20 protein-coding genes are annotated in these 25674 nt (G+C 69.1%); 15 read left to right on the top strand and 5 right to left on the bottom strand.

Going from position 1 to position 25674, the window contains the following annotated elements:
* Window position 1 precedes the first annotated feature (1 nt).
* From xdhB to ACTJLF_RS09715, 14 genes are all read left to right on the top strand, one after another.
* Window positions 2–2461: a xanthine dehydrogenase molybdopterin binding subunit gene (gene xdhB, locus ACTJLF_RS09780; RefSeq protein ID WP_440882972.1), complete on the top strand. Its 2460-nt coding sequence runs from the start codon at window positions 2–4 to the stop codon at window positions 2459–2461.
* 106 nt (window positions 2462–2567) lie between these two features.
* Window positions 2568–3569, top strand: a complete 1002-nt coding sequence (locus ACTJLF_RS09775) for a LysR family transcriptional regulator (RefSeq protein WP_440882971.1) — start codon at window positions 2568–2570, stop codon at window positions 3567–3569.
* 74 nt (window positions 3570–3643) lie between these two features.
* Window positions 3644–5044 (top strand): NCS2 family permease, encoded by a 1401-nt coding sequence (locus ACTJLF_RS09770; protein ID WP_019655106.1) that lies wholly within the window; start codon window positions 3644–3646, stop codon window positions 5042–5044.
* Window positions 5045–5157: 113 nt separating this feature from the next.
* The gene (locus ACTJLF_RS09765; protein WP_354424604.1) at window positions 5158–6687 is read left to right on the top strand and encodes an ABC transporter ATP-binding protein; all 1530 of its coding nucleotides are present in this window, start codon (window positions 5158–5160) and stop codon (window positions 6685–6687) included.
* A complete protein-coding gene (locus ACTJLF_RS09760; RefSeq protein WP_440882970.1) occupies window positions 6680–7825 on the top strand; it encodes an ABC transporter permease in 1146 nt (381 codons plus the stop codon). The genes ACTJLF_RS09765 and ACTJLF_RS09760 overlap by 8 nt, the downstream gene beginning before the upstream one ends.
* Before the next feature lie 2 nt (window positions 7826–7827).
* Complete coding sequence (locus ACTJLF_RS09755) at window positions 7828–8748, top strand: ABC transporter permease (protein ID WP_440882969.1); 921 nt, start codon at window positions 7828–7830, stop codon at window positions 8746–8748.
* Window positions 8749–8797: 49 nt separating this feature from the next.
* Complete coding sequence (locus ACTJLF_RS09750) at window positions 8798–9970, top strand: BMP family ABC transporter substrate-binding protein (protein WP_019655110.1); 1173 nt, start codon at window positions 8798–8800, stop codon at window positions 9968–9970.
* Window positions 9971–10287: 317 nt separating this feature from the next.
* Entirely contained in the window at window positions 10288–14325 is a 4038-nt protein-coding gene (locus ACTJLF_RS09745; RefSeq protein WP_440882968.1) for a TOMM system kinase/cyclase fusion protein, read from the top strand.
* Between the two features lie 18 nt (window positions 14326–14343).
* On the top strand, window positions 14344–15135 hold the full coding sequence (locus ACTJLF_RS09740) for a BMA_0021/BMA_0022 family TOMM bacteriocin (protein ID WP_019655112.1): 792 nt from the start codon (window positions 14344–14346) through the stop codon (window positions 15133–15135).
* 34 nt (window positions 15136–15169) lie between these two features.
* Window positions 15170–15988, top strand: coding sequence for a class I SAM-dependent methyltransferase (locus ACTJLF_RS09735; protein WP_440882996.1), 819 nt, complete (start codon window positions 15170–15172; stop codon window positions 15986–15988).
* A gap of 4 nt (window positions 15989–15992) precedes the next feature.
* Window positions 15993–18128, top strand: a complete 2136-nt coding sequence (locus ACTJLF_RS09730; protein WP_440882967.1) for a TOMM precursor leader peptide-binding protein — start codon at window positions 15993–15995, stop codon at window positions 18126–18128.
* Window positions 18129–18150: 22 nt separating this feature from the next.
* Window positions 18151–19107 (top strand): FHA domain-containing protein, encoded by a 957-nt coding sequence (locus ACTJLF_RS09725; RefSeq protein WP_019655115.1) that lies wholly within the window; start codon window positions 18151–18153, stop codon window positions 19105–19107.
* Between the two features lie 106 nt (window positions 19108–19213).
* A complete protein-coding gene (locus ACTJLF_RS09720) occupies window positions 19214–19873 on the top strand; it encodes a hypothetical protein (RefSeq protein ID WP_026346424.1) in 660 nt (219 codons plus the stop codon).
* A gap of 171 nt (window positions 19874–20044) precedes the next feature.
* Window positions 20045–20380 carry a hypothetical protein gene (locus ACTJLF_RS09715; protein ID WP_019655117.1) on the top strand — a complete coding sequence of 112 codons (336 nt, stop codon included), beginning with the start codon at window positions 20045–20047 and terminating at the stop codon, window positions 20378–20380.
* A gap of 132 nt (window positions 20381–20512) precedes the next feature.
* Here ACTJLF_RS09715 and ACTJLF_RS09710 read toward each other — a convergent pair whose 3' ends face one another.
* From ACTJLF_RS09710 to ACTJLF_RS09690, 5 genes are all read right to left on the bottom strand, one after another.
* A complete protein-coding gene (locus ACTJLF_RS09710) occupies window positions 20513–20905 on the bottom strand; it encodes a nuclear transport factor 2 family protein (RefSeq protein WP_019655118.1) in 393 nt (130 codons plus the stop codon).
* A 104-nt stretch (window positions 20906–21009) separates the two neighbouring features.
* Window positions 21010–22290, bottom strand: coding sequence for an NAD(P)/FAD-dependent oxidoreductase (locus tag ACTJLF_RS09705; protein WP_184606748.1), 1281 nt, complete (start codon window positions 22288–22290; stop codon window positions 21010–21012).
* Window positions 22287–23048 carry an amino acid ABC transporter ATP-binding protein gene (locus ACTJLF_RS09700; protein WP_019655120.1) on the bottom strand — a complete coding sequence of 254 codons (762 nt, stop codon included), beginning with the start codon at window positions 23046–23048 and terminating at the stop codon, window positions 22287–22289. The genes ACTJLF_RS09705 and ACTJLF_RS09700 overlap by 4 nt, the downstream gene beginning before the upstream one ends.
* Window positions 23045–23716 (bottom strand): ectoine/hydroxyectoine ABC transporter permease subunit EhuD, encoded by a 672-nt coding sequence (ehuD, locus tag ACTJLF_RS09695; protein WP_126185297.1) that lies wholly within the window; start codon window positions 23714–23716, stop codon window positions 23045–23047. The genes ACTJLF_RS09700 and ehuD overlap by 4 nt, the downstream gene beginning before the upstream one ends.
* Before the next feature lie 166 nt (window positions 23717–23882).
* Window positions 23883–24650, bottom strand: coding sequence for an ABC transporter substrate-binding protein (locus ACTJLF_RS09690; RefSeq protein WP_019655122.1), 768 nt, complete (start codon window positions 24648–24650; stop codon window positions 23883–23885).
* 195 nt (window positions 24651–24845) lie between these two features.
* Here ACTJLF_RS09690 and ACTJLF_RS09685 point away from each other — a divergent pair, with 195 nt between their 5' ends.
* Window positions 24846–25649, top strand: coding sequence for an IclR family transcriptional regulator (locus tag ACTJLF_RS09685; protein ID WP_019655123.1), 804 nt, complete (start codon window positions 24846–24848; stop codon window positions 25647–25649).
* Window positions 25650–25674: the final 25 nt, after the last annotated feature.

Here is a 25674-nt window from a genome sequence, read left to right as displayed (position 1 = left end):
CATGAACAAACCCATCGACGCCCGCCTGCTGCAGCCCGCCGAGGCCTTTGCCGACTACCTGGCCAACACCGCCGCCCGCATCGACGTGGGCGCCGAAGCGCTGGCGCACGAGCGCGGCATGCGCGTGGGCATCAGCCGTCCGCACGAGTCGGCCCACCTGCACGTGGCCGGCGAGGCCACCTACATCGACGACATTCCCGAGCTCGCCGGCACGCTGCACTGCGCGCTGGGGCTTTCGCCGGCGGCCAACGGGCGCGTCACCGCGATCTCGCTGGACGTCATCCGCGCGATGCCGGGCGTGGTCGCGGTCATCACGGCCGACGACATTCCGGGCACCAACGACTGCGGCTCGATCATCCATGACGACCCGATCCTGCTGCCTGTGAACGACGGCGGGGAGATCCGCTACCTGGGCCAGCCGGTGTTCGCGGTGATCGCCGAGACCCGCGACGCCGCTCGCCGCGCCGCCGCGAAGGCCAGGGACGCGCTGACCATCGAGGCGCAGCCGCCCGTGCTCACGCCGCAGGCCGCGCACGAGCGCGGCCAGTACGTGGTGCCGCCGATGCACATCGTGCGCAGCGGCGGTGCCGCCAATGAGGGCGACGAGGCGGCCGTGCGCGCGGCCATCGCCGCGGCGCCACACCGCCACAAGGCCACCTTCGACGTGGGCGGCCAGGAGCAGTTCTACCTGGAAGGCCAGATCAGCTACGCCATCCCGAAGGAAGGCGGCGCGCTGCACATCCACTGCTCCACGCAGCATCCGAGCGAGATGCAGCACCTGGTGGCGCATGCGCTGCACCTGCAGTCGAACGAGGTGCACGTCGAATGCCGGCGCATGGGCGGCGGCTTCGGCGGCAAGGAATCGCAATCGGCGCTCTTCGCCTGCGTGGCCGCCATCGCGGCGCGGCAGCTCCAGCGCCCGGTGAAGCTGCGGCTGGACCGCGACGACGACTTCATGGTCACCGGCCGGCGCCACTGCTTCTGGTACGAATACGAAGTGGGCTACGACGCCGAGGGCCGCATCCTGGGCGCGGAGATCACCATGGTCTCGCGCGCCGGCCACTCGGCCGACCTCTCGGGCCCGGTGATGACCCGCGCGCTGTGCCACTTCGACAACGCCTACTGGCTGCCCAACGTGGCCATGCACGGCTTCTCGGGCAAGACCAACACGCAGAGCAACACGGCCTTCCGCGGCTTCGGCGGCCCGCAGGGCGCCATCGCCATCGAGAACATCCTTGATTCGGTGGCGCGCGCACTGAAGCGCGATCCGCTGGACGTGCGGCGCGTCAACTTCTACGGCAAGACCGAAAACAACGTCACGCCGTACCGCCAGACCGTGACCGACAACATCGTCCACGAACTCGTGGCCGATCTGGAGGCCAGCAGCGACTACCGCGCGCGTCGCGAGGACATCGCCGCCTTCAACGCGAAGAGCCCGGTGCTCAAGCGCGGGCTGGCGCTGGCGCCGCTGAAGTTCGGCATCTCCTTCAACGTGAAGCACTTCAACCAGGCCGGCGCGCTGGTGCACGTGTACACCGACGGCTCGATCCTGGTGAACCATGGCGGCACCGAGATGGGGCAGGGCCTGAACACCAAGGTGGCCCAGGTGGTGGCGCACGAGCTCGGCGTGAGCTTCGAGCGCGTGCGCGTCACCGCCACCGACACGACCAAGGTGGCGAACACCTCGGCCACGGCCGCGTCGACCGGCGCCGACCTCAACGGCAAGGCGGCGCAGGACGCGGCGCGCCAGATCCGCGAGCGCCTGGCCGAATGCGCGGCCGAGCGCCACGGCGGCAAGGCGAGCGAAGTGCGCTTCGCCAACGACATGGTCGAGGTCAACGGCCGCTCGCTGGCCTTCAGCACGGTGGTGGGCGAGGCCTACCTCGACCGCAGGCAGCTGTGGTCCGACGGCTTCTACGCCACGCCCGGCCTGAGCTGGGACAAGGACAGGATGCAGGGCCGCCCGTTCTACTACTACGCCTACGGCGCGGCGGTGAGCGAGGTGATCGTGGACACGCTCACCGGCGAATGGAAGCTGCTGCGCGCCGACATCCTGCACGACGCGGGCAAGTCGCTGAACCCGGCGGTGGACATCGGCCAGGTCGAGGGCGCCTTCATCCAGGGCATGGGCTGGCTTACCACCGAGGAGCTGGTGTGGCATCCGCAAAGCGGCAAGCTCACCACGCACGCGCCCAGCACCTACAAGATCCCGACGGCCAACGACTGCCCGCCGGTGTTCAACGTGCGCCTGTTCGAGGGCCAGAACTTCGAGGACTCGATCCACCGCAGCAAGGCCGTGGGCGAGCCGCCGCTGCTGCTGCCGTTCTCGGTGTTCTTCGCGATCCGCGACGCGGTGTCGGCCGCGGGCGGCCACAGGGTCGATCCGCCGCTGAAGGCACCGGCCACGAGCGAGTCGATCCTTCGTGCCATCACGGCGGTGCAGGCAGCATCGGCCGAATGACGACGGACCGTGCTCGCACGGTCCGAGCTGAACCTTCCCCACACCCGGTTTCGCCAAATGCCGCGCTGTATAACTGTTCGCACAGACAGGAAAGGTGTGAACAGCCATGAGAGACCAGGCTCTTTTCGACAAGATCGATCTGCACCTCATCAGGGTGCTTCACACCGTGCTGACCGACCGCAGCGTCTCGCGGGCGGCCATCCGGCTGGGCATGTACCAGCCGGCGGTCTCGGCGGCGCTGAAGCGGCTGCGCGAACTCTCGGGCGATCCGCTGCTGGTGCGCTCGGGCTCGGGCATGGTGCCCACCGACGCGGGGCTGCGCATGATCGAGCCGGCCGCCAGCATCCTGCGCGCGGCGGAGATGCTGTTCTCGGATGCGCGCGGCTTCGATCCGCAGTCGGCGGCCACCACCTTCCGCATCGCGGCCAGCGACTACATGGACCCGCTGTTCCTTCCGATGCTGGTGGCGCAGGTCAAGCGCGACGCGCCGCTGTGCCAGATCGAGATCCATGCGCTCACGCCCGACTCGGACTACCACGGGCACCTGGCGCTCGGCCAGGTCGACCTGGTGATCGGCAACTGGCTCAAGCCCCCGGAAGACCTGCACATGGCGCGGCTCTTCGGGGACGACGTGGTCTCGCTGGTCAACAAGGACCATCCGGCGGTGCGCCGCGGCTGGGACCTGGAGACCTGGCTGGCGGCCGAGCACATCGCGCCAACGCCCATGCATCCGGGCGGACGCGGGATCATCGACCAGATGCTCGACGAGCTGGGGCGGCAGCGCAACATCACGGCGCGCTGCGCGCACTTCGGGCTGATCCCCGACATGGTGGCCTCCAGCCTGCTGGTGCTGACGACGGGACGCCAGTACTGCGAGCGCTTCGCCTCGCGGCTGCCGCTGAAGATTCTCGAATGCCCGGTGGCGCTGCCGCGCCTCATGTACTACCAGCTCTGGCACGAACGCACCCATTCGTCGAGCTCGGCGCGCTGGCTGCGCGAATGCATCAAGGAGGTGGCGGCGTCGCTGCGGCCTCCGGTTTCGGCCCTACCCGGCACACCCGGTACGACAGCGCGTCCGCCCGCCGCACCTGAAACCTCGGATCCCTGAGAGAACCCCGTTCGCGCCGGCGTCGTGAGCGGGGCAACGATGAAACCGCCACTACAACAGCTGGAGACAAGCGAATGAGTACGTTTGAACAGGCGCCGAAAGGCGCCGAGCCCCGCACGCCGGGGCATGTCGAGTCCGCGCGCCCGCGCGCGGCTGTGGGCAGCGCAAGCGGCTCGGGTCTGCTTGAACGCCTGTTCAAGCTCGATGCGCACAACACCACGGTGCGCACCGAAGTCATCGCGGGGCTGACCACCTTCCTGACGATGGCCTACATCATCTTCGTGAACCCGTCGATCCTGGGCGATGCGGGCATGCCCAAGGGCGCGGTCTTCGTGGCCACCTGCCTGATCGCGGCGCTGGGCACGCTGATCATGGGCCTGTACGCCAACTACCCGATCGCCATGGCGCCTGGCATGGGCCTGAACGCCTACTTCTCCTACGTGGTGGTGCTGGGCATGGGCTACACGTGGCAGGTGGCGCTGGGCGCCGTCTTCATCTCGGGCTGCCTGTTCCTGATCGTCACGGTCACCGGGCTGCGGGAGCTCTTCATACAGGGCATACCGCAGTCGCTGCGAACGGCGATCACGGTGGGCATCGGCATGTTCCTGGCGCTCATCGCACTGAAGAGCGCGGGCGTGGTGGCCGCATCGCCGGCCACCTTCGTGACCCTGGGCGACCTGCACTCGGCGCCGGTGATCCTGGCGACGCTGGGCTTCCTCATCATCGTGGCGCTGGACAAGCTGAAGGTGCGCGGCGCGATCCTGATCGGGATCATCACGGTGACGGTGCTCTCGTTCTTCTTCGGCGGCAACAAGTTCCACGGTGTGTTCGACGCGCCGCCGTCCATCGCGCCGACCTTCATGCAGCTGGACATCCTGGGCGCGCTCAAGGGCGGCATCCTGAACGTGGTGCTGGTGTTCTTCCTGGTCGAGATGTTCGACGCCACCGGCACGCTGATGGGCGTGGCCAAGCGCGCCGGCCTGCTGGTGCCGGGCAAGATGGAGCGCATGAACAAGGCGCTGCTGGCCGACAGCGGCGCGATCTTCGCGGGCTCGCTGCTCGGCACCTCGAGCACCACGGCCTACGTGGAGAGCGCGGCCGGCGTGCAGGCGGGCGGCCGCACCGGCCTCACGGCGGTGGTGGTTGCGCTGCTCTTCCTGGCCTGCCTGATGATCTCGCCGCTGGCGGGCTCGGTGCCGGCCTACGCCACCGCACCGGCGCTGCTTTTCGTGGGCTGCCTGATGCTGCGCGACCTGGTCGAGCTCGACTGGGAGGACACCACCGAGGTGATCCCGGCCGCGGTGACCGCGCTGGCCATGCCCTTCACCTACTCGATCGCCAACGGCCTGGCATTCGGCTTCATCACCTACGCGGTGCTGAAGCTGTGCACCGGGCGGGCACGGGAAGTGCATGCGATGGTCTGGGTCATCGCAGCCGTGTTCCTCTTCAAGTTCGCCTACATCGGCGGGCATTGAAATGACGGACTGAGGCAAGCGCCGTCGGGCGCCGATGGTCGCGGGGACGCCATTAGACTCATGGCCGTTCCCGCTTTGTTGCTGTTGAACGAGACAAATCCACGAAACCCGGCATGACAACCCCCAGACTCCAGCTCGCTCACATCACCAAGCGGTATCCCGCGGTGGTGGCCAACAGCGACATCTCCCTGAGCGTCGCGCCCGGCGAAATCCACGCCGTGCTCGGCGAGAACGGCGCCGGCAAGTCGACCCTGATGAAGATCATCTACGGCTCGGTGAAACCCGACGAAGGCACGGTGATGTTCGACGGCCAGGCCGTCAGCCTGCGCAACCCCCAGCAGGCGAGGGCGCTGGGCATCAGCATGGTGTTCCAGCACTTCAGCCTGTTCGACACGCTCACCGTGGCCGAGAACGTCTGGCTGGGCCTGGACAAGTCGCTGCAGCTGGCCGAGGTCACGCGCAGCATCGCGGCCAAGGCGAGCGAGTACGGCCTCGACATCGACCCGGCGCGGCCGGTGCACACGCTCTCGGTGGGCGAGATGCAGCGGGTGGAGATCATCCGCGCGCTGCTCACCAACCCCAAGCTGCTGATCCTCGACGAGCCGACCTCGGTGCTCACGCCGCAGGCGGTGATCAAGCTCTTCACGGTGCTGAAGAAGCTGTCTTCCGAGGGCTGCAGCATCCTCTACATCAGCCACAAGCTGCACGAGATCCAGGAGCTGTGCAGCGCCTGCACGGTGCTGCGCGGCGGCAAGGTGACGGGGGTGTGCAACCCGCAGAACGAGAGCACCCAGTCGCTGTCGCGGCTGATGATCGGCAGCGAGCCGCCGCCGCTACAGCACCGGCCGGTGCACGCCGGCGCGGTCGCGCTGCGCGTCGACGGACTGTCGCTGGCGCGAGAGGACCAGTTCGGCGTCGATCTCGACGGCATCTCCTTCGAGGTGCGCGCGGGGGAGGTCGTCGGCATCGCGGGCGTGTCGGGCAACGGCCAGAAGGAGCTGCTGTACGCGCTCTCCGGCGAGGACGTGCGGGCCGAGGCGCCGATGGTGCGCGTGTTCGACAAGCCGGCCGGCCGTCTGCGCCCGCGCGCGCGCCGCGCGCTGGGCCTGCACTTCGTGCCCGAGGAGCGGCTGGGCCGCGGCGCCGTGCCCACGCTGGGGCTCGCGCACAACCTGCTGCTCACGCGCAGCGAGGCGGTGGGCCGGGGCGGGTGGATCAGCACCGGCACGCTGGAGCGCCAGGCCAGGTCCATCATCGAGCGCTTCAAGGTCAAGGCCGGCGGTCCGAAGGCGGCGGCGCGCTCGCTGTCGGGCGGCAACCTGCAGAAGTTCATCGTCGGGCGCGAGATCGACGCCAAGCCGAAGCTCTTCGTCGTCTCGCAGCCGACCTGGGGCGTGGACGTGGGCGCGGCCGCGCTGATCCACGCCGAGATCCTGGCGCTGCGCGACGCGGGCTGCGCGGTGCTGGTGATCAGCGAGGAGCTCGACGAGCTCTTCAACATCAGCGACCGGCTGCACGTGATCGCCAAGGGGCGGCTGTCGCCTTCCATCGACCGTGCCGCAGCCACGCTGCCGCAGATCGGCGAGTGGATGAGCGGCTTGTGGCACGGCGCCGGCAAGACTGCGGAGGCGGCCCATGCTTAAGCTCGAACCGCGTCCGGAGCTCTCGCGCTTCTGGAGCTATGCATCGCCGATCCTGGCGCTGCTGATCACCGTGCTGATCGGCGTGGCGCTGTTCGCCGCGCTCGGCAAGGACCCGGTCAAGGGCCTGCTGGTGTTCTTCTACGAGCCCATCAAGAACGGCTACGCCATCGGCGAGCTGATGGTGAAGGCGACACCGCTGCTCATCATCGCGCTGGGGCTGGCGGTGTGCTTCCGCTCCAACGTGTGGAACATCGGCGCCGAGGGGCAGTTCGTGTTCGGCGCCATCGCGGCGGGCGGCGTGGCGCTGCTGGCCGACAAGAACACGGGGCAGTGGATCGTCGTGGCCATCCTGCTGGCGGGCATCCTGGGCGGCATGGTGTGGGCGGGCATCGTCGCCTTCCTGCGCGACAAGTGCAACGCCAACGAGATCCTGGTGAGCCTGATGCTGGTCTACGTGGCCACGCTGCTGCTGGGCTACATGGTCTACGGGCCGTGGAAGGACCCGCACGGCTACAACTTCCCGCAGACCAAGACCTTCGAGGCGGTCACGCAGATCCCGCGCCTGTTCAAGGGCTCGCGCGTGAGCATCGGCCTGGTGATCGCATTGGTGGGAGCGGGGGCGCTGTGGGTGTTCCTGTTCCGCACGCGCGCGGGCTTCGCGCAGCAGGTCGGCGGGCTGGCGCCCGCGGCTTCGCGCTACGCCGGCTTCTCCGCGCGGCGCGCGGTGTGGGTCGCACTGCTGACCTCGGGCGCCGCCGCCGGCCTGGCCGGTGCGCTGGAGGTGGCAGGGCCGCTGGGCCAGCTCACGCCCTACGTGCCGGCGGGCTACGGCTTCGCGGCCATCATCGTGGCCTTCGTCGGACGGCTGCATCCGGTGGGCATGATCTTCTCGGCCATCCTGATGAGCATGTTCTACATCGGCGGCGAACTGGCGCAGTCGCGGCTCGGCCTGCCCAAGTCGCTGACCGGCGTGTTCCAGGGGCTGCTGCTCTTCACGCTGCTGGCCTGCGACACGCTCATTGCCTACCGCATCAAGCGCAAGGCGGCTGCGAAGGCTGCCTCCATGACCACCGCCTCCTTGCAGGCGAGCACGCCCATTACCGCGCCCGTCGCGCGTGCCACCGAAGGGAGCCACTGACCATGGAAAGCTACGCACTCCTGCTCGGCTCCACGCTGAGCGCGGGCACCGTGCTCGCCATCGCGGCGCTGGGCCTGCTCATCAACGAGAAGGCCGGCATCGTCAACCTCGGCGCCGAGGGGATGATGCTGTGCGCCGCCATCGCGGGCTTCGCGACGGTCGTCACCACGCACAACCCCTGGCTGGGCTTCCTGGCCGGCATGGCGGCGGGCGCGCTGCTCGCGGCATTCTTCGGCGTGCTGGTGATCTGGCTCAACACCAACCAGTACGCGACGGGCCTCGCGCTGAGTCTCTTCGGCGTGGGCTTCTCGGCCTTCGCGGGCATCAGCTTCGTGCAGGCGAAGCTGCCCGAAAGCGCCTCGTACGCCATTCCGGTGCTGGGCGACATCCCGCTGGTCGGGCCGGCTCTGTTCCGCCATCACCCGATGGTGTATTTCGCGGCGGTGCTGACCTTCGCGTTGATCTGGTTCCTCTACCGCACGCGCGCCGGCCTGGTGCTGCGCTCGGTGGGCGAGTCACCGGAGTCGGCGCATGCGCTGGGCTATCCGGTGCGGCGCATCCGCTTCATGGCGGTGATCGCGGGCGGTGCGCTGTGCGGGCTGGCGGGCGCGTATCTCTCGACGGTGTACACGCCGCTGTGGGTCGAGGGCATGGTGGCCGGCCGCGGCTGGATCGCGCTCGCGCTCACCACCTTCGCCACCTGGCGGCCGGTGCGCGTGCTGCTGGGCGCCTACCTGTTCGGCGGCGTGTCGATGCTGGGCTTCCACCTGCAAAGCAGCGGCGTGGACGTGCCGGCGCAGTTCCTCAGCATGCTGCAGTACATCGCACCGATCGTGGTGCTGGCGCTGATCTCGCGCAACCCGGCCTTCATCCGCGCCAACATGCCGGCTTCCATCGGGAAACCGTTCTACCCCGGCTCATAATCGCGTTTCTCTTTTTCCCGCCAACCTGTCCTTTTGAGGATTTCCGACAATGAATGATCTGAACAAGCGCTCCCTGCTCAAGCTGGCCGCCCTCACGGCTGTCGCTTCGGCGGCCCTGATCGGCTGCGGCAAGAAAGAAGAAGCGGCGGCTCCTGCGGCTGCACCCGCGCCGGCCCCGGCACCCGCCGCAGCGGCCCCGGCCCCGGCAGCGCCGCTGAACATCGCGTTCGCATACGTCGGCCCGGTTGGCGACGGCGGCTGGACCTTCGCGCACGACAACGCCCGCAAGGCGCTCGAGAAGGAATTCGGCGACAAGATCAAGACCACCTTCGTCGAGAGCGTGCCCGAGGGCGCGGACGCCGAGCGCGTGTTCCGCGACATGGTCGGCCAGGGCAACAAGCTGATCTTCGGCACCACCTTCGGCTACATGGAGCCCATGCTGAAGGTCGCGGCCGACAACAAGGAAGTGAAGTTCGAGCACGCCACCGGCTACAAGACCTCGGACAACATGCGCACCTACGACAGCCGCACGTACGAGGGCGCGTACATGGCCGGCATCATCGCCGGCGCCATGACCAAGAGCAACACGCTGGGCGTGGTCGGCTCGGTGCCGATCCCCGAGGTGCTGCGCAACATCAACAGCTTCACGCTGGGCGCGCAGTCGGTGAACCCGAAGATCACGACCAAGGTCGTGTGGGTGAACGAATGGTTCAGCCCGCCGAAGGAAACCGAGGCCGCCACCGCCCTCATCAACGGCGGCGCCGACGTGCTGTTCCAGAACACCGATTCGCCGGCCGTGCTCAAGACCGCGCAGGAAAAGGGCAAGCGCGCCTTCGGCTGGGACTCCGACATGACCGCCTACGGTCCCAAGGCCCACCTGGCCTCGGCCACCATCAACTGGGCCCCGTACTACATCAAGGCCACCCAGGAAGCCCTGGACGGCAAGTGGACCACCGGCCAGGCCTGGTGGGGCGTGAAGGAAGGCGCGATCGACCTCGTGTCCATCGCCGAGGACGTGCCGGCCGAGACCAAGGCCAAGGTCGAGGAAGTGAAGAAGGGCCTGAAGGACGGCAGCTTCGTGATCTGGAAGGGCCCGATCCTCGGCCAGGACGGCAAGGAAGTGGTCGCCAAGGACGCGGTGGCCGACGACAAGTTCCTGTCGGGCGTCAACTTCTACGTCAAGGGCGTCGAAGGCAAGGTGCCCGGCGGCGACAAGAAGTAGGCTCGCCCCCAGGCTGCGCGCACTGCGTGTCGCTGCGCCAACCCCCTACCGGGGGCAGCACCTGCGGCCCGGCGAAGCCGGTTCCGCGGTGCTCTCGAATAGGACTTGGCGTGTGATGTAGTTCACACATATACACCGAAAAGTTCTAACAACCCGCACTTGTTGCGGGTTTTCTTTTTTTGAGGGGTTACCTACCTGAAACCTCTCTGCCTCCGCTAAAGTAACAATTAGTGTCACTATTGCGTGCCGCCGCAGGGCGGAACGCGGCCGAGGCGAGTCCCGGAGGACCATCAACGCTCCATCACGACGAGACTGAAATGCAGGACGCAGTCACCAATCCCACGCACCCGGCGTTGCAGCCGAATCTGCCCGATCCGCTGGAGATTCCCGGTTACGAATTGCTGGAGGAGCTGGGCGCCGGCGGTTACGGCACGGTATATCGCGCACTGCAGAAGAGCACGGGTACCGTCGTCGCGATCAAGGTCGTGAAGCTGCAGGTGGGAAGCCAGCGCGTGGCGCGCTTCCATCGCGAGACGAAGCTGTGCGCCTCGCTGCACCACCCGCACATCGTGCAGCTGCTCGACAAGGGCGAGCAGGGCCCTTGCGTCTACGGCGTCTTCGAGTACGTGCCGGGCGAGACACTCACCAGCCTGATCCGCCGCAAGGGCGCGCTCACGGCCACCGAGACGGGCCACCTGATGGCCGAGGTGCTCGACGCGCTGGACTGCGCGCACAGCGCCGGCATCGTGCACCGCGACCTGAAGCCCGACAACGTGATGGTGACCTTCACCGGCGCCGTCCCGCACGCGAAGGTGCTGGACTTCGGCATCGGCACCGTCATTCCGTCGAACCGCAGCGACGAGTTCCCCACGCTCACGATGACCGACGAGGCGCTGGGCACGCCGGCCTACAGCGCGCCCGAGCAGTTGCGCGGCGAGCCGCCCGGCGTGAAGTCGGACCTGTACGCGTGGGGGCTGATGTTCATCGAGTGCCTCACCGGCGCGCCGGCCATCCGCGGCGCTTCGGCGGCCGAGATCCTTCACCAGCAGCTGAGTCCGCTGGAGGTGCCGCTGCCGGCGGAGATCGCCAGCCACCCGGTGGCCTCCGTGCTGCGGCAGGCGCTGCGCAAGAAGGCTGCCGACCGCAGCGATTCCGCCGCCACTCTGCTGGCCGAGCTCGGGCGCCTGCGGCTGGACGATCTCGTGGGCGTGCTGCGTTCGGCCAAGCAGGCGCAGGACGAAGCGCTCGCGCAGACCGTGATCACCGCGCGCGGTTTCTCCGAGAAGCGCCAGCTCACCGTGCTGTGCTGCAGCGTCTCGGTGTGGCCCGACGCGGCCGACGACGACAGCGCCGACGAGGCCCTGCCTTCCAACATCGAGAACCTCGAACTGCTCCAGCGCAACGAGCTGGCCCTGTTCTCCGAGACCGCCACCCGCCGCGGCGGCCTGCTCGCGGGCACGCTGGGCGACCGGATGATCGTGCTCTTCGGCTATCCGCACGCCAGCGACACCGACGCGCGCCAGGCTGGCCGCACGGCCATGGAGCTGATCGCGCTGAGCCGCCAGCGCTCCGCCGCCATCGAGCAGGAGCACGGCGTGCACCTCGGTATCCGCATGGGCATGCACACCGGCATGGCGATCGTCGCAGCCGGAGAGATCCCGTCGGGCCATGCCGTCAACGTCGCGGTGCGGCTCGAGGGCGTGGCCGACACCGGCACGCTGCTGGCGAGCGAGAGCAGCTACCGCCTGCTGAGCCGCCACGCCAGCTTCGACAAGGCCGGCACGGTGACGCTGCCGGGCCAGTCCGGCGGCATCCAGACCTACCGCCTCGGCGGCGACCAGCAGGCGCTCGCCTCCGACGGCTTCGCCGAGCAGGCGCTGCACAAGGCCTGCATCGGCCGCGAGGCCGAACTGCAGCAGCTGAGTACGGCCTGGGCACGGGCCCGCGAAGGGCAGGGCGGCGCGGTGTGGATTCGCGGCGAGCCGGGCATCGGCAAGTCGTGCCTGGCCGATGTGCTGCGCGAGCAGGTCGCCAAGGAAGGGCTGCAGACCGTCGTCGCGCAGTGCCAGCCCGAGAACCAGAACAACGCGCTGACGCCGTTCCTCGCGCTGCTGCGCCAGCGCCTCGACGCCATGCCCGACGCCGCGTCGCCCGAGGCCCGCCGCGAGCGCCTGCGCGAGGCCCTGCAGGCCGCAGGCTGCGACGGCGAGGCCGTGCTGCCGATCTTCTGCGCGTGGCTTTCGCTGCCGCTGGGCGACCGCGCGCCGAGCCAGATGTCGCCGCCGATGCAGAAGGCGCTGCTGCTGCAATCGATCGCGCAGTGGCTGCTGCACATGGCCGAGTCGGCGGCGGTGCTGCTGCTGCTGGAGGACGTGCACTGGGCCGACCCCACGACCATCGAATTCGTCGAGCAACTCATCGCCCAGCTGCCGCAGCGCCGCGTGCTGCTGGTGCTCACCGCGCGCCCCGAATGGGTCAAGCCCGACGCCATGCAGGCCGAGCGCATCGAGGTGCGCCGGCTCGAGGACGCGCAGGCCGCCGAGCTGGCGCGCCAGGCGCTGGCGCCGCGCGTCGTCGCGCCGCAGGTGATCGACAACGTGGTGCAGCGCACCGACGGCGTGCCGCTGTTCATCCAGGAGATGGCGCGCATGATGCTCGACGCCTACCTGGTCGAGAAGGACCATGTCTGGGTCTTCAAGGACACGGCCCAGCCTGCCGCGATTCCGGTCACGCTGCGGGACTCGCTGGTGAGCCGCTTCGACCGGCTCGGCCCCGTCAAGGGCCTGCTGCAGCTCGCCGCCACCATCGGGCGCCAGTTCGATGCCGAGCTGCTGTGCGCCTGCTCGGGCAAGAGCGCCGAGGCGATGGACAAGGACATGGCCGTGCTGCTCGACGCGGGCCTCGTCGCCCCGGCCGGTCAGCCGGGCAGCTTCATCTTCCGCCACGCGCTGATCCGCGACACCGCCTACGAGAGCATGCTGGTCGCGCAGCGCCGGCAGCTGCACCGCAACGTCGCGCAGACGCTGATGGACAGCCAGCCGCAGTACGTGGCGAACGAACCCGGCAACGTGGCCCAGCACTGGGCCGACGCGGGCGAATACGCGCAGGCGGTGGCGCTGGCGGTGCGCCAGCTGCGCATCACGCAGCACCGCTCGCTCAACGACGAAACGATTTCCTACGCCCAGCACATCGACGGCTGGATGGCGCACCTCGAAGGCGAGGCGCAGCGCGAAGCGCGGCTGGACGTGAACAGCTACGTCACGCAGGCCATGATGAACAAGTACGGCTGGGCGCATGCGCAGGTGGTCGACCGCATCGCGCTGTCGCAGGAGCTGCTGTCCGACGAGGTGCCGCGCGAGAAGCAGGTGCAGCACCTGTGGACGCTCATCACCTTCCACCACGTGGCCAGCAACCGCGCCGAGGTGCAGCAGCTGAGCAACCGCCTGCTCGACCAGGCCGTGCAGGCGCAGGACCAGGGCGTGTTCGTCGCGGCGCAGACCTACCTCGGCCTCGCGCACTATTCCGACGGCGACTTCGAGCGCGCCGAGCAGTCGCTGACGGACGCCGTCGATCGCTACGACCCCGAGGCCCATGCGCACCATGCGGCCGACTTCGGCTTCGACACCCGCGTGTGGGCGACCACCGGCCGTGCGCTGGTGCGCTGGTTCGCGGGCCACGACGCGGCCGCGCGCGCCGATGCGACCAATGCCGTGCGCTGGGCCCGCGAGATGTCGCACATCCCGTCGCTGAGCATGGCGTTGCTCTACCAGAGCCTGGGCCACCAGGGCCGCAACGACAAGGCGCGCGCGCTGGTGAGCACCGGCGAGCTGCTGGGCATCACGCAGCGCTACGGCCTGCCGGCGTTCCAGGGCTACGCCGAGATCATCCGCTGCTGGGCCACCGGCGACGTCGGCAACATCGCGCAGGCGGACGGCTGGATCCAGGCGCTGTGGGCCATGGGCTGCCGCTACTGCCAGACCTACTACCGCGCCTTCGCCGCCGACACGCTGGCCGCCAACGGACGCTGGGACGAGGCGCTGGAGCGCATCGACGAGTGCCTGCGCATGACGGACGAGCTCAAGGAAGGGCTCTACCGTTCGGAGCTGCACCTGCAGAAGGCCCGCTACCTGCAGGCCGCCGGCGGCGAGCGCGAGACGGTGGCCGCGTGCTTCGCCAAAGCCGCCGAGGTGGCGCGCGAGGGCGCCAAGTACAGAACCGAATACGAGGCGCTGTCGGCGATGCAGGCACTGGCGGATTCCGCCTCGCCCGACATCGCCGAGCGCCTGAAGAATCTGGCCGGGCTGCGGCCGGAGTTGCCCGCGCGCGTGCCGACGCACGCGACGATTTCCTCTTGAACCAAGGATGAAGTAATCATGACTTTCCAAGTCCAAAGCGGTGATCCGCTGCTCGAGTTCCGCCTGGCCTACCTGCGCGCCATCGCCCGCTCGTGGCAGGACGACGCCTACCGCCGCGAACTGCTCGACCAGCAGGACATCCAGCCGATGCTGCACCGCGACTTCGGCCTGCCGACCGCGTGGCCCCAGCTCGACGTGTCGCTGTTCCTGAGCCCCGACCCGGCCCAGCGCGCCGAATGGAAGCCGATGCTCACCTCCGGCTGGGTCGGCCCCGACGATTCCTTCGTGATCGTGCTGCCGCAGGCCCCGGGCTCCAACGCCACCGAGGCGCTGGCCGCCTACTACCAGCTGTTCCCGAACTTCATGGGTTCCGCCGCCTCCTTCGAAGCGGCCGTGCCGCCGCCCGGCATCGTCGGCGGCGCGCTGCCCACGGGCCTGGGCATTCCCGGCGGCGGCGACGGCTCGCTGCTGGCCTTCGGCGGCGTGGTGCTGCGCGCGATCGCCATCGCGTGGCAGTCGCCCGAGCTGCTCTACGAGCTGACGCGCGACCCCGAGACCGACAAGGCGAACGTGCTGAGCCAATGGCTGGGCTACAACAACCCGTTCAACTTCAAGATCCTGTTCACCACCAACTCGGCCTTCACCTGGGACGCCGCGAAGGGCGAATGGAACCAGAAGAACGCCGACGGCACCGCGATCAAGAACGCCATCCGCCTGAACTACCCGACGGCACCGGTGGAAGAGAGCATGCGCGCCATCGCGCTCACGTCGTACAACAACACGGGCGACCCCTATCCGTTCACCTGCTGAGTCCGAGGCAGCCCCGGGGCCGGCCGCAGGCGCGCTGCAGGGCGCCACGGCCACGCTCCTGCTGACGCTGGCCGCGCGCGCCAATTCCGGCGCCGTGGCCGACGCGTCGGTGTTCTCCGATCCCGAGGCGCGTCGCATCGCCGCGTCGCTGCCCTTCGACATCTCGGCCTATGCGGCCGATCCGGGCTTCGTGCGCAGCATCGTGCTGCGCGCGGCGCTCTTCGATCGCTTCGCGGCCGATTTCCTTTCAGGTCATCCCGGCGCCCTGTGCATCACGCTGGGCGCGGGGCTGTGCACGCGCCGCAGCCGGCTGGGTGCCGCTGCGGCAGGTTCGCGCTGGCTCAACATCGACCTGCCTGAGGCCATCGAGCTGCGTGCGCAGCACCTGCCGCGCAATCGAGACGATGAGTCCGGAAGCGATCTCGCCTGCTCGGTGCTCGACGAACACTGGCTCGACGCCGCCGGCCTGCCCGGCGAGCGCCCGGTGCTGGTGATGCTGGAGGGCGTGTGCCCCTACCTGCCGCAGGCGCCGCTGGAGGCCGTGCTGCGCAGCCTCGCCGGGCGCTTCGAGCAGGTCGCGAACCCGTGCGTCGTGGTGCTCGACCACGTGCATCCGGTCCTCGCCGCGCAGTCGATGGCCGTGGGGGGCATGCGGCTGCCGGTGGTGTCGGGCTTCGAGAACGCGGCGCAGATCGCGCGGCTGCATCCGTCGATGCGGGTGCTCTCGGAGGACCACATCTACGGACAGTTCTCGGACAGGCACCGGCTCTTCGAGGCGGCGTTCCGGGCCACGACGGGCGCATCGCCCTACGGCGTGGTGCAGCTCGCACTGGGGCCGCGCTGCGATGGGTAGCGCCATGGCGCCCGACTTCTTCGCCGACGTCTTCCGCTGGCACGACCGTTTCCTGCCGCCGGTGGTGCTGCAGGACCGCCTGCTGCTGGCCAGCGAGAACGACCTGCTGGTGCTGGGTTCGCCCGGCGTCATGGCGGTGGAGCGCGTGCTGCGCCAGGGCGTCAGCCTCGCCGCGTATTGCAGTACCGGGGAAGGTGCCGCGCAGCTCGCGCAGATGCTCCATGCGCTGGAGACGCTGTCGCGCCAGGGGCTCGTGCGACCCGCAGCAAAGGGCGATGCGGATTCGTGGCTGGTTCCCGACTTCTCGGCGGCGCCCGCGCGCACCGCGCTTTCGGCCGACGTGGACGTCGTCGCGCTGTCGAAGGCCGTCGGCGACGACGCGGCCGCCCGCTGGGCACGGTCGCTGCCTGCGGGCACCGGACTCACCGTCGTCTTCTGCGACGACTACCTCGACCCCAGGCTCGCCGCCATCGACGCGCAGCAGCGCGCCTCGGGCCGTTCGTGGCTGCTGGTCAAGCCGACCGGCGAGCAGGCCATGGCCGGGCCGGTCTTCAGGCCTGACGGGCCATGCTGGCACTGCCTCGCGCATCGCTGGCTCGGGAATCGTCCGGCCCGTGCCTGGTGGCAATCGCGGCATGGCAGCGCCGGCAGCGGCGCGCCGGTGCGTGCGGGCGAGGGGCTCGTCGCCGGGCGGCTCGACCAGTTGCTCCCGGTGGCGCTGCAGCTTGCGAATCAGGCTGATGGTGCCGAGGTGCGGACGCTGGATTCGCCACAGCCGCATGTCGTCGCCCTCCGCCCTCAATGCCCGCACTGCGGAACGCCTGACCTCGTGGCCCGCCGGCAGCGCGAGCGCGTCGTGCTGGCGCCGGGCCTGCCCACGGCGAGCCATGACGGCGGCTGGCGCACCGTACCGGCGTCGGTCACGGTCCAGCGGCTGATGCGCCACGTGAGCCCGCTCACCGGCGCCGTGGCGCGGATCGTGCCGCTGAACGCCGAGGCCGAGGGCGCGCTGACCGTCTACCGCAGCGAGATCTTCAGGACGCCGCCGCCCGGCGACGACGAGATGCCCGGCGTGCTGACCCAGGTGTGCCTGGGCAAGGGCATGTCGATGGAGCAGTCCCGCGCCAGCGCGCTGTGCGAGGCGGCCGAGCGGCACTCGGCCTTCTTCCGGGGCGACGAGGCCTGGGTGGTCGCACCCGCCGCCGACCTGGACGCGCCCCGCATCGAACCGCAGGCGCTGGCGCTCTTCAGCCAGCGGCAGCGCGAGCGCTTCGGCACGCACAAGCCGCCGCATGCCGTGGCCCCGTCCGCTTCGCCGCATGAAGCGCCGACGTGGTGGGCGCCCGCCTGGTCGCTGACCGCCGACGCGCGCCGCTACCTCCCGCTGGGCTTCTGCTTCGCCAATGCGCCGGTGCGGAGCCAGTTCCACGTGGGCTGGACCTCGAACGGCTGCGCGGCGGGCAACACGCGCGAGGAGGCCATCCTCCAGGGCTTTCTCGAACTGGTGGAGCGCGACGCCGCCGCCGTCTGGTGGTACGGGCGGCACCGTCGGCCGGCGGTCGGGCTCGGCAGCCTGTCCGGCGAAATCCTCCAGCGCATCGAGCGCACCTGCGGCCCGCGCTGGGAGCGCTGGGTGCTCGACATCACGCACGACTTCGGCATTCCGGTGGTGGTGGCGGTCGGCCGCCATCTGGACACGGGCGCCTGGGCCGTCGGCTTCGGCTGCAGCCCCGACCGCGCGCTGGCCTGCGAGCGGGCACTCACCGAGATGAGCCAGCTGATCGCGGCGGGCAAGAGCTTCGAGGTGCCGGCGGCCGAAGCAGCCGACGAGGGAGCACCGGCTTTCCTTTTGCCGGCCGGCACCGCGCCGGTTCCGGCCGCGCCCGCCGCCCGCAGCGACATCTCGGAGGAGATCCGCCGCTGCGTGGGCATTGCCGCCTCGCTCGGACTGGAAACCATCGTCCTCGACCACACGCGGCCCGACCTCCCGTTGTGCACCGTGAAGGTGGTGGTGCCCGGCCTGTGCCACATCTGGCCGGAACTGGGCAATCCGCGGCTTTACCGCGTGCCCGTCGCCCTCGGATGGCGCGACACTCCCCTGCAGGAGAGCGAATTGAATCCGCAGGCGCTGTACGTCTGAGATCGCGTAGGAGAATGCGGCGATGGCCATCTTCAGGAACAAGCTCGACCGGCGCGCCATCGTGCTGCGGCCGGTGCATGCCTTCGGCCGGCGCGCCTCTGTCTGCCAGACGGTGCTGCAGGCGCCCGACGTGTCCCAGGTCCACGCGATGGTGCGGTGGAACCGGCAGGCATGGGAAATCGTCGACCAGAGCCGCAACGGCACCACGCTGAACGGGCAGCGCCTGCCCAGCGGCCGCTGGACGGCGCTGCCCGCCGGCGCCGAGGTCCGCATGGGCATCGGCGACGAGTCGGTCTGGACCGCGGAAGACCTCGCCGCGCCGGCCACCTGCCTCTTTCCCTCGGGTGCAGGCGACGGCGGCGCGGGCGACATCGTGGAGCTGAACCCGCGCGAGAACCTGCTGCCGGACGACCATGAACCCGAGGCGAACGTCTACTTCCAGGACGGCAAGTGGATGCTCGAGCACATCGACGGCATCGAGCTGCTGGGCGACGGCGCCATGGTGCGCACATCGTCCAGCACCTGGGAGTTCGTGCTGTGCGACGACCTCGACCTCACCTCCGAGACGCCCATATCGACGCCCATGCCGGTGCCGATGTCGGCCGATGTGGCCCTGCACTTCGAGGTCAGCCAGGACGAGGAGCACACGAGCCTGAACCTGGTGACGCAGGGCAGGTCGGTGCCGCTGGGCGAGCGCATCCACCACTACACCCTGGTCACGCTCGCGCGGCTGCGCCAGAAGGACGCCCAGCGCGGCATCGCGCCGCAGAGCCAGGGCTGGATCGGGCTGGACGAGCTGTCGCGCATGCTGGGGGTGGAGCCCTCGTACGTGAACATCCAGATCTTCCGCGCCAAGCACCAGATCCTGAACGCGCTGCCGCCGCACCTGGTCGAGCCGCCGCTGGTCGAGCGCCGGCGCGGCACCGTGCGCCTGGGCAACTACCCCTTCGAAATTCGTGGCGGGGCGCAACCGCTGTAATCGTATGTAATTCAAATCGCTCCCTGCGCTCCCTAGAGTGACGACCAGTGCGGTGCCGGCGTGGCCCGTGCTGCAGCCATCACTCTGTTTCATTCGGGAAGTCGCCATGGGAATGATCCATTCCGTCACGGTCAACAACCATGCCAGTCATCCAGGCTGCTTCATGGTGTTCCAGAACGACCCGACGCAGCTCGCGCCGAATGCGCTGTCGCTGGCCTGGTTCACGAAGTTCTCCAACCCGGGGCCGACCTCCCGCGTCAAGTTCCAGTGGAGCGTCGACGTGGGCTTCGCCTGGGCCGAGACCGGCGAGCTGCAGCCGGGCGCCCAGTTCATCCCCACCGAAACCTACGAGCCGAGCGGACCCAACAACAAGATCACCCTCGACTGCAATCGCACCTACCGGTTCGTGAACCCCACCCAGGGGCCGGAACAGTCCCGGCTCTATCTCGCTCAGTCGGCGGCCGTTCCGGCCAGGTCGGCCGCCGCCGTGGGCGTGACCATGGGCGGCAGCACCGTGTACGCGGTGCAGGCGCGCACCGGCCAGAACCTGGCCTTCTCGCCGCATCCGAAGTACTTCATCGCCTACGGCGACTTCGAGGAAGGCGACGTGATCGATGCCGGAGCGATCGGCAACCCGCTGGAGCTGGCGTTTCCGCCCGGCGTCTACGCACTGACCACCACGCTCAACGCGGACGGAAGCTGGGACCAGCCGGAGAGCCTGGCCCTTTCGAACGCCAGCCGCCTGCGAATGCTCGCGGCTGCATGAGCGCCAAGCCTGTCACACACCTTGTGGCTTCGTTGAGGACGACGACCATGAAGAAACCAAGCACCCGCCACCCTGACCACCCAGCCACGTCCGGCACGACGCCGGCGGTGGCCATCGAACTCCAGGAGTACGGCCATGTACATGCGGCAAGCAACAGTTGAGAGAGTGGCCATGCGGCGCGTGTGCCTGGTGCCCAGGGGGGCACGCCTGGAGGATCCGCAGGTCGACTGCCTGCCGATGGAGGAGTCGGTCTGGGAGCGCGGCTACACGCTGGTGATCGACGAGGTCAAGCGCGGGGTGCTGCAGGACTTCTGGAAGAACTACTACGGCGCTTCCGCCGAGATGGCGATGTCGGGCAACCGGCTGATGGAACTGCGCAAGGACATCATGGCGATCACGCCCGACTGCCTTGGCGAGCCGGCCGTGTTCCAGTTCCTCGTGCAGCTGACCCGCATGTGCGTGCGGGCCTACAGCCAGCAGGGCACGCTGCAGGTCGTGGCTGAATAAGGCTCTCCCCCAGGCTCCGCACACTTCGTGTCGCTTCGCCAACCCCCTTCCGGGGGCGACACCTGCGGCCCGGCGGAGCCGGTTCCGCGGTGTCCCGCGACTGGAGCAGGGTGAGGCGTGCAGCCGGGGCGGTCAGGAGGCGGGCGCCTGCAGCTGGGCGCCCATCTTCTGGTGGATCAGGTTCACGGCCTTCAGCGGGCGCAGCATCACCTTGAACTCGGTGATCTTTCCTTCGTCGTTCCACTTCATCATGTCGACGCCGTTGATCTGGATGCCGTCGAGCTCCAGTGCGAATTCGAGCACCGCGTCGCGCTCCGACTTCAGCTCTCGCACGTAGCGGAAGCTCTCGTTGAAGAAGACCTGGAACGCCGCGGCCAGGTACTTGTGGGTGATGCGCTTGCCCACCTGGGGCGTGTGCACCACCGGCGAATGGAAGACGGCGGAGTCGTCGAGCAGGGCGTCGAGCCCGGCCACGTCGCGTTCCTTGACGAGCCGGTGCCAGGTGGCGAGGGTGTCGATCGGCATGAGTCTCCTGGGGCTTTTGTGGTCGATGCCCGCCATTTGACGCAGGCGCGGCCTGCATGGCAAGGCGCCGCGCGCACCTAGGCGACTTTGCAGCGACCCGCGCCTCAGGACAGCCGGTCCAGCAGGCTGTACCAGGCCACGCCGCCCGCAATGTAGAAGCGCTGCAGCCCGTGCAGCGGAATCGGCCGGATCGGCGACACCGGGTACGGAAAATCCGCCCCCGCATCCAGCATCCGCGCCGCCACGTGTCTGCCCATGCTCGTGGCCAGTGCGATGCCCCGGCCGTTGTAGCCCAGCGCGATCGTCATGCCCGGCGCCGGCGTGTGCACGTGCGGCATGAAGTCGCGCGTGACGGCGATCCGGCCGGCCCAGCGGTACTCGTAGCGCAGCGGACCGAGCTGCGGGAACAGCAGCTCCAGCGAGCGCTCCAGGTGCGCGAAATCGGCCGGTCCGCCCGGGTCGGCGAAATGGCCGCGCCCGCCCATCAGCAGGCGGCCCTGTGCGTCCTTGCGGAAGTACAGCAGCAGGCGCTGCGAGGTCGAGGCCGTCTCCCCGCGCGGCAGGATGGCGTGGGCCGCCGCGCCCTTCAGCGGTTCGGTCGCCACGATGAAGCTGTTGGCCGCCAGCACCGTGCGCTTCAGGCCCGGCCACAGCGCGCCCGTGTAGCCATTGGTGGCGATGAGCACCTGCTCGGCGGTGACGCTCGCGCCGGTCGACGTGCGCGCATGCCAGTGCGTGCCGCGCCGTTCCAGCGCCGTGACCTCGGTGCTGCCGTGCACCGCAGCGCCCAGGCCCTGGGCGGCGCGCACCAGCCCGCGCGTGTAGGCCAGCGGCTGGATGCCGCCGGCGCGGCCGTCCAGCCATCCGCCGGCGAAGGTATCGGTGCCCAGCCGGGCCGCGACGGCCGCGCGGTCCAGTGCTTCCGTCCTGGCGCCGCGCCTGGCCCATTGCGCGGCGCGCGCGTGCAGGCCGGCCACGTCCTTCTCCGAATAGGAAAGCTGCAGCCAGCCGTTGCGCACCGGCTGGCAGTCGATGCCGTGGCGCGCGATCAGGTCGAACACCAGGTCGGCCGAACCCGACACTGCGTCGATCAGCGGCTCGGCGCGCTCGGCGCCGAAGATCCGCACGAGTTCGTCGGGGTCGTGTTTCAGCGTCGGGTTCACCTGCCCGCCGTTGCGCCCCGAGGCGCCCCAGCCGGGCTCGTGCGCCTCCAGCACGCAGACCTGCGCGCCGGCCTCGGCCAGGTGCAGCGCGGCCGAGAGGCCCGTGAAGCCGCCGCCGACGATCAGCACGTCGGCCCTGCGCGATTCGGCCAGCGGCGGTGTCGGCGGGGCAGGGGGGGCAGTGGCGGCCCAGAGGGACGGTGGCAGTGCGCCAGCGTTCATGCGCGCACCTCCGCGGACGCCGCGGCACCGGAAGGATGCAGCACGCGCCGCAGGAAGTCCTGCGTGCGCGCATGGCGGGGGGCGCCCAGCACCTGTGCGGCCGGGCCTTCCTCCACGATGCTGCCGCTGTGCAGGAAGCACACGCGGTCGGCCACCTCGCGGGCGAAGCCCATCTCGTGCGTGACCACGATCATGGTCATGCCCTCGTCGGCCAGCGCGCGCATCACGCCGAGCACGTCGCCGACCAGCTCTGGGTCGAGCGCCGACGTGGGCTCGTCGAACAGCATGGCCTCGGGCTTCATCGCGAGCGCGCGGGCGATGGCCACGCGCTGCTGCTGCCCGCCCGAGAGCTGTGCGGGCCAGGCCTGCGCCTTCTCGGCCAGGCCGACCTTGGCCAGCAGCGCCAGGGCTTCCTCGCGTGCCTGCGCCGCGCCCTGGCGCAGCACGTGCACGGGGCCTTCCATCACGTTCTCCAGCACCGTGCGGTGCGGGAACAGGTTGAAGCGCTGGAACACCATGCCCATGCGGCTGCGCAGCCGGTGGATGTTGGGCGCGTTGCGGTCCACGCGCTCGCCGAAGGCGCGGATCTCGCCGCCCTCGTAAGACTCCAGCGCGTTGATGCAGCGAAGCACGGTCGACTTGCCCGAGCCCGAAGGGCCGATCAGGCACACCACCTCGCCCTTGTCCACGTGCAGGCTCACGCCCTGCAGCACGCGGTGCGCGCCGAAGCGCTTCTCCAGTCCCTCGACGTGGATCATGGCTGTTTCCTCCCGGCGGCGAAGCGCTTCTCGAGACGGCGCAGTCCCCACACCAGCGGCAGGCTCATCAGCAGGTAGAGCAGGGCGACCAGCGTGTAGACGGTCATGTTCTGGAAGGTGGACGAGGCGATGAGCTGGCCCGCGCGCGTCATCTCGGCCACGGTGATGGTCGAGACCAGCGAGGAGTCCTTCAGCATCATCACCAGCGTGTTGCCGTAGGGCGGCAGCGCGATGCGGAAGGCCTGCGGCAATATCACCCGCCGCATGATCAGCGCCGAGCGCATGCCCATGGCCTGCGCCGCTTCGCGCTGGCCCGGGTCGACCGCCTCGATGCCCGCGCGGAAGTTCTCCGCCTGGTAGGCCGAGTAGGCGATGCCCAGCCCGATCACGCCGGCCTGGAAGGCCGTGAGCTGCACCCCGAAGTCCGGCAGCACGAAGTAGATGTAGAAGAGCTGCACGATGATCGGCAGCCCGCGGATCACGTTGATGACCGCGGTGGCCGCCATCGACAACGGGCGCACCGGCGAGAGCTTCATCAGCGCCAGGCCCAGGCCGAGCACGCTGCTCAGCAGGAAGGAAAGCACGGTGACCTGCACGGTGACGATCGCGCCCTGCAGGAGGATCGGCAGGAAGTCCTGCGCGTGCTGCAGGAAGGTGGGAGCAGCCATCCTCGTCATTCCTTTCGCTCGACGCGCGGCACGTCAAATCGGCCGGCCGACGCAATCGGGCCCGTTCTCGGAACACTCCGGAACCGGCTTTGCCGGGCCGCAGGTGTTGCCACCTGCGAGGGGGGCGGCGCAGCGACACGAAGCACGCGAAGCCTGGGGGTGTGCATCAGATGCCCCACTTCTGGACGATCTTGGCGAGCGTGCCATCGGCCTTGATCGCCGCGATCGCCTTGTTGATGCGTGCCAGCGTCTCGGTGTCGCCCTTGCGCACCACCAGGCAGACGTCGCCCACGTTCACGGCCTTGTAGCTGTCGACCAGCTTCACGCCGGGGAAGGTGTTCTGGCGGATCTGGTAGGCCATGATGGGCTGGTCGCCGAGGCCGGCCTTGATGCGCCCGAGCGAGAGGTCGCGCGTCATGTCGGCCACCGAGTCGTAGCTGCGCACCTCCTTGAAGATGCCCTTCTTGTTGAGCATGTCGAGGAACACGGTGCCGACCTGCGCGCCCACCACCTCGCCCTTGAGCTCGTCGAGCGAGACGTAGGCGCGGGTGTCGTCCGCCTTGACGATCAGGCCCTCGCCATAGGAGTACACCGGGTCGCTGAAGTCGACCACCTCCTGGCGCGCGGGCGTCTTCAGCATGGCGGCCGAGACGATGTCGATCTTGCGCGCGGTGAGCGAGGGGATGAGCGCCGAGAACACCGTCTGCTGCACGTTCACGTTGAAACCGCCCGCCTTGCCCACGGCGGTGACGGTGTCGACCATCATTCCCTGGATGCTGTTGGTCTTCACGTCGAGGAAGGTGAACGGCACGCCGGTGGCGGTGGCGCCCACGTTGAAGGTGGGCGCGGCGCCCTGCGCGGCCGCCAGCGAGGCGGCGCCGGCGAAGCAAAGACCCAGGGCCAGGCGATGAAGGCGGCGAACGATGCGATTCATGGAAGCACTCCTCGAAGGAAGGGAAGTTGAAGAAGAAGGTGAGTGGAGATGAGCGAATACGGTCGGTGGCCGAGATGCAACATGCATGCCAATATTCGATTCTTTTGAATCTCTCATCAATAAATGAAAACCACTAGTCGAATCTAAAGTATCGATATTCGATATTTAGATCGGCTGTCGCTATACTCCCCAGCCATGGACGCCACACCCGACACAGCCCCCGAAGACAGCCAGAGCCTGCTTTTCAACCAGTCGCTGGAAAAGGGCCTGGCGGTGCTGCGCGCCTTCAGCGCCCGGCGCCGCACCATGACGCTGGCCGACGTGGCCGAGGCCACCGACATCACCAAGAGCTCGGCCCAGCGCATGGTCTTCACGCTCGAGAAGCTGGGCTACGTGCGCAAGCATCCGAAGACGCGGCGCTACCAGCTGACGCCGCGCGTCATGGAGATCGGCTTCAACTACCTCGCGGCGCACTCGCTGATCGACGTGGCCAACCCGTTCCTGTCGGAGCTCACCAAGGTGACGACCGAGACCTCCTGCCTCACGGAGCCCGACGGGCTGGACATGGTCTACGTGGCGCGCTTCGTGAGCGCGCAGTTCGTGCCGGTGCACATGCCCATCGGCAGCCGCATCCCCATGTACTGCACTGCTTCCGGGCGCGCCTTCCTGAGCGCGCTGCCCGAGGATGAGGCACGCGCGCTCATCGAGTCGTCCGACCGCGTGGCCCACACCATGCACACCCGCACCGGCGTGGACGAGATCATGGAAGAGCTGCGCCAGGCGCGGCAGCAGGGCTTCGCCACCAATGCCGAGGAACTCTTCCTGGGCGACATGACCATCGCCGCACCCGTGCTGGGCGCGCAGGGGCGGCCGGTGGCCTCGGTGCACGTGGTGGCGCCCACCAGCCGCTGGACGCTGGAGGAAGCGGTGCGCAAGCTGGCGCCCACCCTGCTGCTTTGCGCGCGCTCGCTCACCAGCTCGGCGCGCAGCGTGGATTGACGGCATAAGCTTTCCGGCATGGCGC

The sequence above is a fragment of the Variovorax sp. 22077 genome (assembly GCF_052044195.1).
In the GTDB taxonomy this organism is placed as follows: domain Bacteria; phylum Pseudomonadota; class Gammaproteobacteria; order Burkholderiales; family Burkholderiaceae_C; genus Variovorax; species Variovorax atrisoli.
Note: the sequence above shows the minus strand (reverse complement) of the source record. Positions and strands in the feature narration are given on the sequence as shown.